This is a genomic window from Mesorhizobium sp. M5C.F.Ca.ET.164.01.1.1 (genome assembly GCF_004792125.1).
Taxonomy (GTDB): domain Bacteria; phylum Pseudomonadota; class Alphaproteobacteria; order Rhizobiales; family Rhizobiaceae; genus Mesorhizobium; species Mesorhizobium wenxiniae.
The window spans coordinates 1-17,142 of the sequence record NZ_SRTG01000016.1 but is presented as its reverse complement, the minus strand read 5'-3'; the positions used below and the strand labels follow the sequence as shown (position 1 = coordinate 17,142).

The window sequence follows — 17,142 nt, the reverse complement described above, 5'->3', positions numbered from 1 at the left end:
GGCGGCCGCGCGTCTTGGGCCGTCCTCTTTCAGATCTTTTGGCCGTCGCGAACGATTTCGTCCATTACGAAACGGACGGCGCTTTCAGCGATTGCCACGATCTCTTCGACCTCAGACTTGGTAGTTACGAGTGGCGGGGCAAAGCCCAGAATTTCCCCATGCGGCATGGCGCGAGCGATAAGACCACGGTCGCGGGCTGCCTTGGAAATTCGTGCACCAACCTTCAGACTCGGATCAAAACGCTTCCTGTTGTCGCGATCGGCCACCAACTCGATCGCGCCCATAAGGCCGACCCCGCGCACCTCGCCGACGATCGGCAATTGCGCGAATTTCGCCTTCAGCTGCGCTTGGAAAAAGGCGCCAACGTCACGGGCATTGCCAGGGAGGTCTTCTTTCTCGACAATGTCGAGTACCGCGTTGGCCGCGGCGGCGCCGATCGGGTGACCCGAGTAGGTATAGCCATGTGAGAATGCGCCAACCATGTCGGCGCCGTCTTCCAACACCTTGTAGACCTTCTCGCCAACGATTGCTGCGGAGAGCGGGAAGTAGGCAGAGGTGAGACCCTTCGCGACCGTAATCAGGTCGGGCTCGATGCCATAATGCTGCGAGCCGAACATGGAGCCGGTGCGGCCAAAGCCGGTGATCACTTCGTCGGCGATGAGGAGTACATCGTGCTTTTTGAGAACGGCCTGGGTCGCTTCCCAATACCCTTCCGGCGGAGGCGTGATGCCGCCTGTTCCGAGCACCGGTTCTCCGATGAAAGCGCCGACATTGTCTGGGCCTAGACGTTCTATCAGCTGATCGAGCTCGGCCGCGCGACGGGCAGAGAACTCCAGCTCAGTTTCTCCCGGGTTTGCGCCCCAGTAGTGGTGAGGCACGCCGGTATGGACGATCTGCGGCAGCGGCAGGTCCATATGGTCGTGATAGAAGCTCATGCCGGTCATCGAGCCGGAGACGACGCTGCAGCCATGATAGCCGCGCTCACGCGAGACGATCTTCTTCTTGGACGGCTTGCCGCGCAGATTGTTGTAATACCAGACGAGCTTGGCCTGCGTCTCATTGGCGTCCGACCCGGACATCCCGTAGAATACCTTGCTCATCTTGCCCGGCGCCATCTTCACCAGACGGTCGGAAAGAAATTGCGAGTTCGTCGGTCGTGTGTGCCGCGTGCGAATGGTAGTGAGCAAGACGATAGGCCTGACGCGAGATCGCCTCGGCGACTTCGGTGCGGCCGTAGCCGACATTGACGCAGTACAGACCCGCAAAACCGTCGATCAGCTGGTTGCCGTGCGCGTCCTGGATGCGAATGCCTTTGCCCGTCTCGACGATTGTCGGCTCACCCAACTTGCCGGTCGCAAAGTCCTTGAGCTGCGTGAAAGGATGCAGGACAGAGTTGCGGTCCTTTTCGCGTATGTCGCGGATGTTGATTTTCACGATTCTTCCTCTCAGACGGGGTATTTTCCGGCCCCGATGGTTTCGCTCGCGGCACCGGCCGTATTGATACGTTAGTTCTCGCCTGCGTCAGGATTGCTGACTGCTTCCGCTCAGCTGCTCGATCGTCGGAGTTGGTCAAGCGCCCAGGCCATGCGAAATGCTGCTTCCCCGGCTACGCCGGGCCCATGTGAAGCGCCGCTGTGGCCGCCCACCACCCGCATCCGGAAGACAAGCTCTGGGTCGCGATCGGCCGCGCAGGACCGACGCTGCGCCACGTAGCGAGCGGGCTGATAATAGAGCACCTGGCTGTCGTGGAGGGCGGCGTCGACATACGTCGGCGGGAGTGGGCGATCGGAGCTGAGGTTGTAGTACGGGTCGTAGGCGCGCATGTAACGATACTCTTCGGCGATGTGAGGATCTCCGTACTCCGCCGTTTCCTGTAACGCGAACGGCATCGTGAAGTCGAGCTCGGTATCGAGTATGTCGGCTACTGGAACTTCCGCGACTACCGCGCGGAACAGGTCGGGCCGCAAGGCGACCGTGGCAAGTACGGTACCCCCGCCACCGCTCTTTCCCTCAATGACGATGTCGTCGCGGGTGGCGAGGCCCTGCTCAACGAGCCCTTCCGCAGCAGCGATCAGATCTGTGTAGGTAATGCGTTTCTGATTGCGGGTAGCCGCCTCGTGCCATGGGCGTCCGAGCTCGCCGCCGCCTCGTACGTGCACGATGCCGAAAGCAACCCCGCGGTCGAGCAGACTCAAACGCTCGGTCATGGATGAGGGCCAAGCGCAGAACGAGGGCCATCTCGGTTTCCCGTAACAGCCGTATACATTCAATAGCACCGGCCCAGGGCTCGTTCGATCGCGGCGCGCGACCAACGAGATTGGGACCTGCACCCCGTCTTCCGCCTCCACCATGACGACCGTAGCCACGTATTGAGCCGCGTCATAGCCCGGAATGCGGGCTTGGTACAGGATTGCCGATTGGTCGTCGGCGAGATCATGCTCGACAACGGTGTCCGGCCTCAGGAACGAGCTAACCCTATACGTCAGCCTCGAGCCTCGGAACGCATGCCTTGCGAGCGAATGGTGCCCCCCTGCCGATAAGCCGACCGCTAACGTGCAGATCGGCTCATCAGGAACGATCGTCGCTCCAGTCCGGCCGCGTTCGTCACGCGAGACCAAGCGAGGACGCAGACCGTCTCGCTCCAGGAGAACCAGGTGGTGTTCGAGCACATGGACCTCCTCGAGGGTCACGCCGTTGCGATGCGGTATGACCTCTTCCCAACGCGAGCGTGAGGGGTCGTCAATTGGCGCACGCACGAGCCTCCAATACGGTCCGGCGTCATCCACTTGGAACAGGAACTTGTCTTGCCAGTGCTCGGCAATGACCTGGTGACCAAATTCGCGCGTCACTAAACGGCGCCACGCAACGCCCGGCTGGTCAGCGGGAAGGCACCAAACCTCCACCGCCCCTCGAACCGCCCCCAGATGAATGCCCTTTACGTCCAGAAAAAGCCAGGCGCCGCTATCAGAGCGCCTTATCTCCACGTACAGTCGCTCGTCCGCCTCCTCGAATATTACCTCAGAGTCCCTTCTTGCGACGTCCAGGCGGATAAGCTCGTTACGTTGTCGCCGCAGGTCAGGCCGCTCCCGCGTGAAAAACAGGGTATGACCATCCGCAGCCCATGCTACCATCGCAGCCCGCCTCGAGCCCTGCCAGACGTCACGGCCGGTCTCCATGTCCCGCACCCTAAGCTCGTAGTTCTCGTCACCGATTACATCGAAGCTGAAGGCGACGTAACGCCCGTCGTCGCTCGGCTCGAAGACACCGAGCCGGTAAAACACCTCGGCCCCTTCAAGCGCGTTCGGATCGATAACAAGCTCGCCCGAGCCCCCGGTCACCGGCCGTCGCCACCACGCCGGATGAGACAGCCCCTGCTCATGCCTTTGGAAGTACTCGAAAGGTCCAACCTGGAACGCTGGTGAGGCACCCTCGCAAGGCCGACGCCCTTCGATCTCGGCGATGAGTTCCGCCTTGAGTCCTTTCAGGTGAGCTGTCGCTTGCTCCGCGTAGCTGTTTTCGGCTTCAAGATACGCGCGGACATCCGGATTCTCCTGGTCCCGAAGCCAACCATAGCAATCCATCGTGACGTCGTCATGAAGCACCCTGATCCGTGGCTCGGCATGGGGAAGCGGTGGCTGCAGGCTCTTTCCTTCCATCGTAACTCTCCTGACATTGAAACAAAGGCACGGATTATCGCGGCAGACGCGTCCGTAGTAGCATTGCCGACCAGAATTCCAGAAAGAAGGCTCCCATGAGCAGTGATCCGCTGAACGATCTGCACTCTACCGTTAGATCGGGCGGGCAGCCTGTGGCCTCGGCCTCAACAAACTGTTCGGGATTGCTATTCAAGGAGCAATTGCCAAGCCTTGTTGCGATAGGGCTGAACTACATCCTCTACAAAATTACTCTCCACTTTTGTACGAGAACTAGCCTCGACCAGAAAAATAGATATATACCTGAGACGCAGCCTTCTATGCGGTAAATGTGAGCCCGAGTGCTCCGGCCCGGCACAAATTGTTATTGCATGATACCGTTCTTCTTGGCTGTCCAAGTCGCCAAGTAGTCCATCAATGCCGGCGAAAGACAGTCATAAGGCTCAAGTCCAACACCCTTGAGCTCTTTGCGAAGGCCATCCATTTCGGATGGATCAACACCACCTTCAATGACCGAGGAAACAAAGGGGGCGAAGCCGGGCGCAGGCCATTTGCCATTGTCGAACAGCTCCGGGTGGATGAAGGACAGACCCTTAAAGGCATGATCCCGTTCTACCGGACCGTACATATGCGTACCGCATTCCTTGCACGCGTGGCGCTGGATAAGGGCAGATGGTTCGACGACCTCGACGATCGCAACGCTTTCGCTTGGGACCACGGCCACGACGGAGAACGCAGCGCCATCTGGCTTCCAGCACTTTGTGCAGCCGCATCCATGGTTGTGGGCGATCCCGGCCGAGACTTTCACCTTAACAGGTCGATCTGTGCATTTGCAGGCAAGAATGCCGCCTGCATGATTGCTGTCGCCCTTATGAAGCCCGCTCTGGATCAAGGGATGAAGAAGTCGAACATTCATGTTTTCCTCCTGGGTTTTCCCGCGAGATGCGGGTTCATATCAGCGATCAATAGACGATCACCGAACGGATCGACTTGCCTTCACGTATCAGATCGAATGCCGTGTTGATCTCATCAAGCGGCATCTTGTGCGTGATCAGGTCATCAATGTTGATCTTGCCTTCCATGTACCAGTCGACGATCTTCGGTACATCCGTACGCCCCCGAGCGCCGCCGAAGGCCCGTACCTCTCCATACGCGGCCGGTAACAAGTTGGAACGGACGGGTGGAGATTTCCTTGTCGGCTTCTGCCACGCCGATGATGATGTCTCCCCATCCGCGATGGCAGCATTCGAGTGCCTGGCGCATCACGTTGACGTTGCCAGTTGCGTCGAAAGAGTAATCCGCGCCGCCGTCGGTCAGGTCCTGGATAGCCTGCACAACCTTTTCGTTGCCGATTTCTTTGGGATTAATGAAGTCGATCATGCCGAACATGGCTCCCATGCCGACCTTGGCAGGGTTGATATCGACGCCGATTATCTTGTCAGCGCCGACCATGCGTGCGCCTTGGATGACGTTGAGGCCAATCCCGCCGAGACCGAAGACAACGACGTTCGAGCCGGGGCGAACCTTTGCCGTATAGATCACCGCGCCGATGCCCGTTGTGACGCCGCAGCCGAATATAGCAAATCTTGTCGAAAGGCGCGTCTTCACGAAACTTGGCAAGTGCGATTTCCGGCAGGACGGTGAAGTTGGAAAAGGTCGGGCATCCCATGTAGTGGAAAATCTCACCACTATCGCAGGAAAAGCGGTTGTTTTGTCCGGCATGAGCCCAAGCCCTTGCGTGGCCCGGATTGATGCGCAGAGGTTGGAACGTTGCGAGAGGCAGGTTTTGCACTGGCGGCATTCCGGAGTGTAGAGAGGAATGACGTGGTTGCCCGGCCTCAAGGTCGTGACACCTGGCTCCACTTCACGAACAATGCCCGCACCCTCATGACCGAGGATAGCCGGAAACTTGCCTTCGGAATCGAGACCCGACAGGCTGTAGGCATCGGTGTGGCAGACGCCTGTCGCGATGACCTCTACCAACACTTCTCCAGCCTTCGCGCCCTCTATTTCAATGGTTTCGATGGATAAGGGTTTGTTTGCCTCCCAGGCGACCGCAGCTCTGCTTTTCATATTGGCATCTTCTTGAATTACTGGTGAATTGGACGGCTGCTTTCGCCCGCACAAACAGTCGATCGAACTTCAGTCGCTGTTAGGATGCCAACCGTGATCGCGTTGGCCGGGTCAAAAGGTGCGGATCGGCTGTTTGCGCGATTAGATCCTCCGACAGGTCCGGCTGCTCGGCCAGGACTTCGCGAATGGTTTTGCCGGAGGCCAAGACCTCTTTCGCAAGCTCCGCTGCCCGCTCGTAGCCGATCGCAGGCGTCAGTGCTGTTGCGACGGCGGTACTGGCTTCGAGATGTTTGCGGCAAGTCTCTGGATTGGCAATTATGTCCACGATGCACTTCGTGCGCAGCACATCGACGGCATTGGTCAGAAGTTCCAGTGAGTGCATTACGTTGTAGGCGATGACCGGCTCCATCACGTTCAACTGCAGCTGCCCTGCTTCGGAGGCGAGAGTGATTGTGAGATCGTAACCGATGATCTGGAAGGCGACTTGGTTGACCACCTCCGGCACTACAGGATTGACCTTTCCGGGCATGATCGAGGAGCCGGGCTGAAGCGCTGGCAAATTGATTTCGTTCAGGCCGCCACGAGGGCCGCTGGATAGCAGCCGCAGATCGTTGCAGATCTTGGAAAGTTTTGTAGCCGTCCGCTTCAGCATTCCAGAGAAGAGCACGAAGGCGCCGGTATCCCAGCAGGCTTCGATCAGATTTCCGGCCGAGACGACGGGCACGCCGGATATCGCGTGCAACTCCGCTACAGCTGCCGCCTGATAGTCAGGGTTCGTATTGATGCCCGTGCCAATTGCGGTGCCACCGAGGTTGATTTCCTGGAAGAAGGCGGCAATCTCACCGAGACGGGCTACATCTTCCCGCAGCGTCGTCGCGAAAGCCTGAAACTCCTGCCCCAGCGTCATCGGCACAGCGTCCTGCAACTGCGTCCGGCCAAGCTTGATCACGTCCGAAAAGTTTTCGGCCTTGACCTCCAACTCATCCGCGAGCTGCTCCAAAGCTCGCTGCAACGCCCCGCGTGAAAGAAGGATCGCAAGGCGGATCGCCGTCGGATATACGTCGTTTGTCGACTGAGCGAAGTTCACGTCGTTGTTGGGATGTAGCTTGTCGTATTTTCCCCGTGGCAGTCCCATTATCTCCAAACCGCGGTTGGCGATGACCTCGTTGATGTTCATGTTGGTCGAGGTCCCGGCGCCGCCCTGAAACACATCGAGCGGGAATTCGCCAAGGTGCCTGCCCGCCGCGATTTCCTCGCAGACTTGGCAGATGACATCGGCCTTTTGTTTATCGAGATCGCCGAGCGCGGCATTGGCGCGCGCCGCTGCCATTTTGACGTAGGCAAGCGCCTTGATAAAGTTCGGAAAATGGCTGATTCTGATACCCGAAATCGGAAAGTTGGCGATGCCCCGCGCCGTCTGAGGACCGTAGTAGGCATCGACCGGAATGCTTACAGGGCCAAGCGGGTCTTTCTCAATTCGCTCGATTTGTGGAGCGTTCGTCACGATAATACCTTGCGTGATTTGCGGAAACCGGCACTCTTACAAAGCAGAGCGCTGGTCATTCAGTGGACGATCGGCTTGAAGGATTCTTAGGCCTGATGGCTCTTCGGCGGAACGAAGCTATTCATGTGGGTTAAGGATCGGACCGGCAGATTGCGGCGTGGCCCGGAATGCGGTCTTTGAGGAGCGGTCGACCGTATTGCCGCGTTCCTTAATGACGTCCAGGACGCGATCGATGTCGGATGTGGTGTTGAACATGGCAAGCGAGATGCGAACGCCATCGCGCTCGGGCGAAACGCGCACGTCCTTGAAGGCGAAGTGGTCAATCCATTCATCGGCTGGCAGCGCGGCGACGTAGATATGCGGTGCACGGTTGCAGCGGTCGCGGGGGCCAACAAGCTTGATGTTGAGGGCATCAAGTCCCGCTATGAGCTTGTCGCCCAAGTCGAAGCAATGAGCCTCAATCTTCTCGATGCCGATCCCGTTGATGAGATCGAGCGCTGCGCCGAGCCCCTGAATTGCCGGCAGGTTGAAGTTGCCGAGTTCGAAGCGGCCGGCCGTGGCAGCCGGTACCATGTCGTCAGGGCGAGCGATGAAATCGGCTGGCGGATTTTCAAGACTGATTGCCGCAAGGTACGCAGGCTCCAATTCCGTGCGGGTGCGATCCCAATAGAGCAGACCAAGCCCTTGGGGGACGAGGAGCCCCTTGTGCGTACCGGAGCCGATGAAGGTGGCGCCGGCTTTCTTGGCATCGATTGGTACGACGCCAACCGCCTGCATGATGTCGATGACGAAGTAAAGGTTCTTTTCCGTGCAGAGCGCCCCTACGCTTTCGATATCGAATCGATGACCTGCATGGAAGGTCACAAACGATATCGAAATTGCTTTGGTATTGGCGTCGAGGTGCGGGCGGAAGCTCTCGGCGTTGACGATTTCCGACATGGGAATGAAGCGGACCTCGATACCCTTCTTCTTCAGGTTCAGGAACGCGTAGGCGTTGTTGGGATGGTCGCCGTGGACCATCAGAACATTGTCGCCCGGCTTCAGCGGAAGAGCGTTCGCGGCAATGTTCATTGCTTCGGACGTGTTTTTCGTGAATGCGATTTCTTCCGGGGCCGCGTTCAACAGAGCCGCGACCTTGCCCCGCGTTTCCTCCATGCGCTCGATCCACACCGATTTCGGACCAGCTGTCTCGTAACTCTCCTTGATAAAGGCTTCAAGGGCGCGCATGACGGGCGTTGACATCGGCGCCTGGAACCCGGAATCGAGATAGGTCATCTTCTCGACGACGGGAAATAGCTTCCTGACCGCCTCAACGTCATAATACTGCGCCATCTATCTCTCCGATTCGGCTAGCCCCGTCTGTTCGCCGCGGGGCAAGCCACGTACTTCTCGTTCAACAGCTATGTGCATGCACATTGGCATTTGCGCTGCACAATTTTGGCTTCCGAGCTTCAGGAGCTAAAGCATATGTAAAAAGGATTGTCGGTCCACTCCTATATCGTTTAGCGGACTTTTTTATTCCGAAAAATGGTAAAGCCTGAAAACCGCGCCGAGCAAGGCGGACTCTGGCCGCGCCTATCGCTCCCAGGCCAGATGCACGGTGAGGGCGCAGAGCGTTGTGGTGAGCCCCATGCAGCTCCGCCATAGAGCCAGTAATTAAACAAGCATCGAGGGTTGCCCCGCCCCGTAATGATGAGGGATTGGCGGAGAGCGAAGGTGTCCAATCCCATCACCCGCGCAAGACAAAAAGGCGTTCCATGCTCAAGGCGTTCTCGCACTGGCAGGTGGCCAAAAGCGAGGTCTTGCGTCGAGCAAACCAGCTCGCCTCCAGCTTTCAATGCGCAAAGCGCACGCCGCAGTCCGATCCACGTTCCCCAAGAGAGGCATCTACTGCTCAAGTGTCAATCGGCTCGGAATGGGAACCCTGGATCGGCGTGCAAAAGGGACCCCCTTCATGCACGACGGTGAGCGCTCGCCGGGCGGAGCTGGTCAGGATTGCGTAGCCCGAGCGAGCGCGGCTCGGCTTAGCGACGGCCTGATCATCAGGCGCGGTTCTTGAAGCGCCAGGATTCGTTGCCGGTTTCGATGATCTCGCAGTGATGGGTGAGCCGGTCGAGCAGCGCGGTCGTCATCTTGGCGTCGCCAGCGAAGACGCTCGGCCATTCGCCGAAGGCGAGATTGGTGGTGACGATGATCGAGGTGCGTTCGTAGAGCCTGCTGATCAGGTGGAAGAGCAATTGCCCGCCGGCCTGCGCGAAGGGGAGATAGCCAAGCTCGTCGAGCACGGCGAAGTCGAGCCGGGTGAGGTAGTCAGCGATACGCCCCTGCTTCCCGGCCCGGTGCTCGGTTTCCAGCCGGTTGACCAGATCGACGACATTGAAGAAGCGGCCGCGCAAGCCGTTGCGGATAAGAGCTCGGGCGATGCCAATAGCGAGATGCGACTTGCCGGTTCCGGTGCCGCCGATCAGCACGGCGTTGCGCTGGTCGGCGACGAAGGTGCCGTTGGCGAGGTCGCGGATCAGTGCCTCGTTGACCGGAGTGCCGTCGAAGTCGAACTCCTCGATATCCTTGGCGAGCGGCAGCTTGGCGATGGTGAGCTGGTATTTGATCGAGCGGGCCTGCTTCTCGGATATCTCGGCCGAGAGCAGGTCACCGACAATCCTCGGCGGCTCGTGCTGACGCTTGATTCCGGTCGCCATCACTTCGTCATAGGCACTGCGCATGCCATAGAGCTTCAAGGTCCCCATCAGTTCCAGAACCTGCGTGCGTTCCATCAGCTTGCCCTCCTGAGGCTGTCGTAGCGGGCGCAGTCGGCCTGCGGCTCGTGCTGCAGGCGAAGCGCGTCCGGGGTGAGAATGGTGACGGCCGGCGCCGGTTCGCGCCGGCGGGCCAGGATGTTGAGGATGATCGCGGACGGGCAGACGTTCTGGTCGAGCGCCTCCTGGCAGGCCGCCTCGACGGCCTCGACGCCATCGCCGAGAACGGCGGCCAGGATCGCCACCATCTGGCGGTCGCCGTCATCGGCGGCCTTCAGCCTGCGCCGCACCCGCTCCATAGCCGAGGGAAGAACCCAGCCCTGGAACGGCGCACCGTTGCACAGGGCACCGGGCTTGCGGGCGAGCACCGGCACGTAGTGCCAAGGATCGTAGATCGTCTCACCGCGGCCGAAGCAACGGGCATGCTCGGCAACGACCACGCCGTCCTGACGAATGACGATGCGGTCGGCATACGCATGGATCTCGACCGGGCGGCCGACGGCGGTCGACAGCACCGAGTATTTGTTGTTGTCAAAGCGCACCGTGCAGGTCTTCGATACCGAGGCTGGCACCGTGTGGAATCCGTCGAAGGGACCGCGATACTCGACCAGCTTGCCCCGCTCGGCCTCGAACATCTCCCAGATCGTGCGCTCGGGCTGATCGACATGACGATGCGCTCTGGCGTAGGCGACGCACTTGTCGAGGAGCCAGGCGTCCAGCTCTTCATAGTTCTTGAAGCGCAGTCGGGGTGTGAAGAAGCGCTCCCGCACCAGCCCCACCTGGTTCTCGACCTGTCCCTTCTCCCAGCCCGACGCCGGCGTGCAGGCGACAGGCTGCACCAGGTAGTGGCTGCACATCTGCAGGAAGCGGCGATTGTAGTGCCGGTCCTTGCCGACAACACCGTCTCCACCGCCGTCTTCATGTTGTCGTAGATGCCGCGCGTGCAGGCTCCGCCGAAGAAGGCGAAGGCCCGGTCGTGGGCGTCGAACACCATTTCCTGCGTCTCGCGTGGATAGGCCCGCACAAACATCATGCGGCTGTGGCAGAGCCGGACATGGGCGACCTTCACGGTTACCGTCACGCCGTTGATCAGGACGATCTCGTGGCTCCAGTCGAACTGGTAGGCCTCGCCCGGCGGGAAGAACAGCGGCACATAGGCTTCTGCCGACGCCGATCCTTGTGCCTGCATCCACCGCCTCGCGTAACGCCGGATGGCATCGTAGCTGCCCTCGTAACCGAGCCCGCAAAGCTCCTCATAGATGCGGATCAGCGTCAGCCGCTCGCGCGACGACTTGGCTTGGTTCGCCGAGAGAAGGCCGCCGAGGTCGGCCTTCCATGGGCCGATCTTCGGCATCGGCTGATGTTCGCGCTCGTAACGGAACTCCGTCGCATCGGAGCGCAGCACCTTGCGGACCACTTTCCGGGAAATCCTCAGCTCCCGGCAGATCTCCTTGATCGACTTCCCGTGAACCAGCGAAAGGCGGCGTATCTTCGCAATCGTCTCCACGACCAACATCCAAAACAAATGCCTCCGATGAAACCGGAGGCAGTCTGAAGCCCCTGCGTTACAGGGGTCTCTTTTGGACGCCGATCACCCCTGAAACGGGGTCCTTCCACGCCGAAACACACTCAAGTCGAGAACTGAGTTGATTACGAAGCAATCAGCCCTAAACCTGCAGCGAAATTCGCGGATCAGGCGGCTCGATAGCGATGCGATTCAAAATTGATGTTGACGTTTTCAAATCTCAGGATCGCTGCTATGATCAAGTTTCGGGAATTCTGTTCTCATATTTCGGATCCTCTCAACCCAACGCGGGTGATTAATGAGCTTAAACGTCAACTCGGATGGTCCGCTGGATCGCGCATTTGCAATCCTTGATTTTGTGGCCACTCAACTCAAAGCAGTTACCGCGGCGGACATTGCCAAGAATCTCGACCTGCCCTTGCCGACAGCCCACAGATTGATCAGCAACCTCGAGTCCCGCGGGCTGCTGCAGCGCGCTGCGGGCACAAAGCGATTCGTGGTCGGTAACAACCTGGTCGTGCTTGCTGGTAAGACGATTGGCTCAGCCTTTCGAACGGCGCGACGTCACGCTGTCCTACAGAATGTGTCAGCAGAAATCGGCGAGCAATGCGAGATTGGCATCGTGCGGAACAATGTTGTGGTCTATGTCGACAGCGTTCGAGTTAAGCCCGCCCAAGGACTACAATTTGATCCTGGGCATAGTGCGCCTCTCTATTGCACGTCCACCGGCAAGATTTACATGAGCATGCTTCCTTTGAAGCCGCGAGAAAAGCTGGCTCGGTCTCTGAAGATAGAGCAGCATACCGACAGGACGATAACCGATCCTGATGCCCTTCTCGCTGTTCTAGAGGAAACTCGCAGGGAAGGATGGGCTCGGACCAACGAAGAGTACGTCAAAGGCGTGGTTGGATGCGCTGTTCCAATTCTCGCCCCGGGCGGAACTTTGATTGCTTGTCTTGGTGTGTCCGTTCCAGTTGCCCGCGTCACTTTTGAAGACCTTCAGAGCTTCCGTGAGCCCCTAGGCCAGGCCGCGCAGTTGTTGTCTGACACGATACTGGAGACCAGCAGGGATTTTGCCGAAGAAGACATCGTCTGACGAGTGATCACCCGGTGAGGCGTTCGACTACCCACAACTCATTCGGGGCATAAATCGGAGCCTGCCCGCGCGAGCCGTCGTTTCACCAAAGAAGGCTGCGGCTGTGGCTTGCCGGAACTTTCAGCCTTTCCCATCACCAGATCCGCTTCACCCTGGTGAGACTGATGGTACGCATCCCCCGTGGCCGCGGGATTTTAGCCGTCGCGCGTGGTAACATCGGTGCATGGCTCGATGAAGACAAGATGCGGACCCGGTCCTCAATCCGATCCAACCGTCGTCTAGCCGCTGCCGGGTTCTCCAGCCAGCCTCTCCTATCTGCCGGCGCGCCGCACGTGGATAAGCTCGGCGGTGCCCGCGCCGCCTTCCACCGCTGGTATGACCGGTTTCTGAGCGGCGGTGTCGACGCGCTCAAGGATCGCCCGCCACAAGGCCGCGTCTGGAACTGCATTCCCGAGGACGTGCGGGAGCGGTGGCAGACCGACTTCCTTCTCGAAGGTGATCGGCGGGGCTGGTTCTATCTGTGGACCATCCTCGGCGACTTCTCCGCTACATCATCCCCTGGAAGCTCTGCACGACCATGGGGGCGCAAGTCACTGACACGCTGACGATAGCGCTCGAGGCTTCCGGCTAAGATCGGCGACTATGTAGCAGTGGCCGCAGCTGCTCTCCGACAAACCCGTTCTATCTGGCCGGCTCTGGCCGACTGGCTCTCCGATCAAAACATGCCCGCGGCGCGCCCAGCCATCTCCAGCGCTGGGCATCAGACGCTGAAGAAGCGCATTCTGCTCGAAACTACTTCCTGCCGGGCGATCTCGACAGTCAGATCGCCGCCGCCTGACGTCTCCTGCGGGACGCGGCCGCGGGAAGCCGTTCCGACAATGACAACCGAGATGCGCCACCGCCAATTATCTCAAATCCCCTGACGCGGGCACTATAGGAGAATTTTTCTCATTTTTTGAAATAGAAAAAGTCAATTGATAAGAATGACATGGACATCGTAATGTCTCTGTGGCACCCGGTAAGCCATCGAAAACATCCCAAACCGTTCTGGTCGGCAGGTGGAGAGCTGTACGGCAAGGATCCGCGCTCTCGTCGAGGAGAGCGAAAAGCCGATTGCCGATCTAGTGAGATCGCTGATCGCGCTCATTCATTGGAGGACTACATGCATTCTGAAGCTTTTTATGTCATCGAGAACGAATGGATTCTGCTCCAGGACGGAACTAGTCTTGCGGCTCGAATTTGGATGCCTGATATGGCCGAGAAAGCTCCAGTGCCGGCGGTTTTGGAGTTTCTTCCCTATCGGAAACGAGGTGGAACGGAGCGACGCGATGAATCCAACTATCCCCATTTTGCCGCCGCAGGGATAGCAGGTGTCCGCGTGGACATACGTGGGTCAGGAGAATCTGATGGCGTTATCGATGGCGAGTACACACCGCTCGAACTAGCAAATGCTTGTGAAGTCATCGCCTGGATCGCAGCGCAACCATGGTGCAACGGCTCCGTGGGAATGATGGGAATTTCTTGGGGCGGTTTCAACGCGCTAATGGTGGCTGCATTGAAACCACCTGCCCTCAAGGCGGTGATCTCACATGCTTCAGTAGTCGATCGCTACAATGATGACTGCCACTCCAAGAACGGAACATATCTGGCCGCCGAGTTCTATTGGACAACTGTAATGTTGGGTTTGATGTCACGGCCACCAGATCCGGCTATTGTGGGTGACCGGTGGAGATCGATGTGGTTGAACCGGCTAGAAAACGAGCCCTATTTACTTGAGGAGTGGTTGCAACATAAACGTCGCGACGACTTCTGGAAACATGGGTCGATCTGCGAAAATTTTGATGATTTCACCGTTCCTGCTCTTGTCATTTCGGGATGGGCCGACGGTTACCGCAGTACACCTCTCAAGGCCCTAGTAGGTACTAAAGGAAGAACCAAGGCAATCATAGGTCCGTGGGGTCACCTTTACCCGCATTATGCCTTGCCAAAGCCGCGCATGGACTATCACGCCGAAGCCATTGCTTGGTGGAACAAGTGGCTCCGCAATGAGGACAACGGCGCTGATCAACTACCGCAGATGCGAGCATTCATCCAGGACGCTGCCCGCCCATCCCCGTTTCGCGATGTCGACCCGGGTTTCTGGATAGCGAAAGACATCTGGGAAACGCCCGAGATGGCTAATTTTTCCGTGGGTCCGGACGGCGCACTCGTATCCGGAAATCCGGGAAGGGGACGGCCAACGAATGACCACTATTTGAAGTCGCCGCTGGCTACAGGTGTTATGGGCGGCGGATTTGAAGTGCTTAAACCCGACGGGGAAATGCCTCGTGACCAAAATTTTGATGATGGTGGTTCTCTAGTGCTTCAAACGGCTCCCTTGGAGAGCGCGATGGAATTCCTCGGGCAGCCAGTATTAGAGTTGGACGTTTTGACTGAGGCCGAGATTGGCAACCTCTGCGCCAGAATCGTTGACGTACATCCTGATGGAACGGCTACTCGCGTAACTATCGGACTGCTTAACCTCTCGCATCGAGATGGGAATGCTGAGCCAAAAGCCATGGTAAAGGGCCAGAAGACACGCATTCGTCTTACTATTGATGCGATGGGATATCGTTTTCGCCCTGGACATCGCATCCGCCTTTCGCTTTCAACGGCCTATTGGCCAATGGTGATCCCGCCTCCTTTCGACAAAGGCATCACAATCAATCTGTCGACGCTGGTTTTGGAGCTGCCTAAGCTCGGAACACACAAAGTGATATCTGTCCCCGAGCCCGCTGACCCGAATCCGTTTCCCCCATCCATTGAGCTGGAGCCGGGTGAGGTTCGAAGGTTTTTTGAGCATGATCTAATGTCCGATACGACGACCTATACTATTCACGAGGATAGCGGTCTCAATGAACGTCCCGATAGTGGCCTGGCATCAAGGGGAATACGCCACGAGGTATGGTCGATCACGGAAAACGACCCGCTTTCTGTGAAAGCAACGTCAACGGTTACCGCTGATCTCCGGCGTGTTGGATGGAATACTCGGACCATATCAACTGCAAACTTCGCATGCACAGCTCGTGATTGGATTATCTCCGCATCCGTCACAGCCTTCGAGGACGAGCATCAGATCTTCGAGAAGAGGTTCGAGAAGACAATACCGCGCGATTTCATGTAAGTGGGCCATCGCAGGCGGAGGCCATCAAACGCTGAATGGGCCCGCGAGGACATCAAGGCTGAACTTGGGTTCAGAATAGGATCGGCTGCCGCATAGGCGGCTGATCCCGGTGCGGCAGCAGACGCGCTCACCGCGTGAGCCATTCCGCCACAATATCTACGAGATCCGACGAGAGTTGCTCTCGCATATCAATCCTGCCGATTTCAACGACGCAGCCTTTTCAGCTGCCGCAGCCCGGAGACCAAAATCGTTCAGCCTGACCTTGATACGCTCTTTCGTTGATGAACGCACCCCGACTGTTGGACTAACCCAATGCTGAACGGCTCCTTCCGGAGTAGTCCGCAGTAGGGTCGCGTCCCTACAGGTGGTGTAGCTCGGCGGTAGCGAAGCCGCTGGCGAGCGCGCCCTCAACAGCGCTGTAGCGAGCGAGCGGCTTCGCGGCGGTCATCGATGTTCTTCGGTAGGTTTGGGTCGCTGACACAAACTGATTCGAAGGAACCACCGATGACCAACGACATGACGAACCTGCGCACGCTCGTAGAGAAGACCCCCGACGCCGATATCCTGCGCGAGATGATCGGCTTTGCCGCCGAGCGGCTGATGGAACTGGAGGTGGGCGCCGCCACCGGCGCGGCCCATGGCGAGAAGAACCCGCTGCGGCTTGTCCAGCGCAACGGCTACCGCGACAAAGACTGGGAGACGCAGGCCGGCACCATCGAGCTGCGCATCCCCAAGCTCAGGAAGGGCTCTTACTTCCCGAGCTTCCTTGAGCCGCGGCGCATGGCCGAGAAGGCGCTGATCGCCGTCATCCAGGAGGCCCACGTCCAGGGTATTTCGACGCGCTCGGTCGACGACCTGGTCAAGGCGATGGGCATGAGCAGCATCTCCAAAGGCAGGTCTCGCGGCTATGCGAGGAGATCGACGGCAAGGTGAAGGCCTTCCTCGACAGGCCCATCGAGGGCGACTGGCCCTATCTGTGGATCGATGCCACCTACCTGAAGGTGCGCCGCGGCGGACGCATCGTCCCGGTCGCCGTCATCATCGCCGTCGGTGTCAACGCAGACGGCCGGCGCGAAGTGCTGGGCATGGAGGTCAGCACGTCTGAGGCCGAGCCGATCTGGACGGAGTTTTTGCGCAAGCTGACCCGCCGCGGCCTGCGCGGCGTCAAGCTCGTCGTCTCCGATGCCCATGAAGGCATCAAAGACGGCCGTCACCAAGGTGCTGTGCGCTACCTGGCAGCGCTGCCGCGGGGGGCTGTTGAAGAAGTCTCCTCCTGCTGATTCAATTGTGAAATCGTTGATTCTCTGGAGGGGTTCGCGATGCTGGGACGGAAGGAGCGCGATCAGCTTGAGCTATTCATGACTGGCTCGCT

The 17,142-nt window shown here is 58.7% G+C and carries 8 protein-coding genes and 4 pseudogenes; 4 read left to right on the top strand and 8 right to left on the bottom strand.

The genetic code is table 11. The features are described 5' to 3' along the window. Positions 1–29: 29 nt before the first annotated feature. The 8 genes and pseudogenes from EN807_RS31140 to istA form a co-directional block, all read right to left on the bottom strand. Positions 30–1,434 (bottom strand): annotated as a pseudogene (locus tag EN807_RS31140) (aspartate aminotransferase family protein). A gap of 110 nt (positions 1,435–1,544) precedes the next feature. Next, on the bottom strand, positions 1,545–3,656 hold the full coding sequence (locus tag EN807_RS31135; protein WP_135937816.1) for a S9 family peptidase: 2,112 nt from the start codon (positions 3,654–3,656) through the stop codon (positions 1,545–1,547). Positions 3,657–4,017: 361 nt separating this feature from the next. Continuing rightward, the gene (gene gfa / locus EN807_RS31130; protein WP_135937815.1) at positions 4,018–4,569 is read right to left on the bottom strand and encodes an S-(hydroxymethyl)glutathione synthase; all 552 of its coding nucleotides are present in this window, start codon (positions 4,567–4,569) and stop codon (positions 4,018–4,020) included. A 46-nt stretch (positions 4,570–4,615) separates the two neighbouring features. Next, a pseudogene (locus EN807_RS31125) lies at positions 4,616–5,726 on the bottom strand (S-(hydroxymethyl)glutathione dehydrogenase/class III alcohol dehydrogenase). A gap of 79 nt (positions 5,727–5,805) precedes the next feature. Continuing rightward, entirely contained in the window at positions 5,806–7,230 is a 1,425-nt protein-coding gene (locus tag EN807_RS31120; protein ID WP_135937814.1) for an aspartate ammonia-lyase, read from the bottom strand. Positions 7,231–7,347: 117 nt separating this feature from the next. Then, a complete protein-coding gene (locus EN807_RS31115; RefSeq protein WP_135937813.1) occupies positions 7,348–8,562 on the bottom strand; it encodes an aminotransferase class V-fold PLP-dependent enzyme in 1,215 nt (404 codons plus the stop codon). 710 nt (positions 8,563–9,272) lie between these two features. Beyond that, positions 9,273–10,004, bottom strand: coding sequence for an IS21-like element helper ATPase IstB (istB, locus tag EN807_RS31110; protein ID WP_135937812.1), 732 nt, complete (start codon positions 10,002–10,004; stop codon positions 9,273–9,275). Next, a pseudogene (istA, locus tag EN807_RS31105) lies at positions 9,937–11,502 on the bottom strand (IS21 family transposase). The gene istB and the pseudogene istA overlap by 68 nt, the downstream one beginning before the upstream one ends. Positions 11,503–11,809: 307 nt before the next feature. Between istA and EN807_RS31100 the strand changes: the two are divergent. The 4 genes and pseudogenes from EN807_RS31100 to EN807_RS31085 form a co-directional block, all read left to right on the top strand. Next, on the top strand, positions 11,810–12,607 hold the full coding sequence (locus EN807_RS31100) for an IclR family transcriptional regulator (protein WP_135937811.1): 798 nt from the start codon (positions 11,810–11,812) through the stop codon (positions 12,605–12,607). 332 nt (positions 12,608–12,939) lie between these two features. Beyond that, a complete protein-coding gene (locus EN807_RS31095) occupies positions 12,940–13,212 on the top strand; it encodes a helix-turn-helix domain-containing protein (protein WP_135937810.1) in 273 nt (90 codons plus the stop codon). A gap of 557 nt (positions 13,213–13,769) precedes the next feature. Next, on the top strand, positions 13,770–15,770 hold the full coding sequence (locus EN807_RS31090) for a CocE/NonD family hydrolase (RefSeq protein ID WP_135937822.1): 2,001 nt from the start codon (positions 13,770–13,772) through the stop codon (positions 15,768–15,770). 504 nt (positions 15,771–16,274) lie between these two features. Beyond that, a pseudogene (locus tag EN807_RS31085) lies at positions 16,275–17,018 on the top strand (IS256 family transposase); the annotation flags it as partial. Positions 17,019–17,142 lie beyond the last annotated feature (124 nt).

What these genes read in the sequence shown, in the direction of transcription:
- EN807_RS31135 (WP_135937816.1), bottom strand. Translation starts at nt 3,656, where the DNA reads ATGGAAGGAAAGAGCCTGCAGCCACCGCTTCCCCATGCCGAGCCACGG.
- gfa (WP_135937815.1), bottom strand. Translation starts at nt 4,569, where the DNA reads ATGAATGTTCGACTTCTTCATCCCTTGATCCAGAGCGGGCTTCATAAG.
- EN807_RS31115 (WP_135937813.1), bottom strand. Translation starts at nt 8,562, where the DNA reads ATGGCGCAGTATTATGACGTTGAGGCGGTCAGGAAGCTATTTCCCGTC.
- istB (WP_135937812.1), bottom strand. Translation starts at nt 10,004, where the DNA reads ATGGAACGCACGCAGGTTCTGGAACTGATGGGGACCTTGAAGCTCTAT.
- EN807_RS31100 (WP_135937811.1), top strand. Translation starts at nt 11,810, where the DNA reads ATGAGCTTAAACGTCAACTCGGATGGTCCGCTGGATCGCGCATTTGCA.
- EN807_RS31090 (WP_135937822.1), top strand. Translation starts at nt 13,770, where the DNA reads ATGCATTCTGAAGCTTTTTATGTCATCGAGAACGAATGGATTCTGCTC.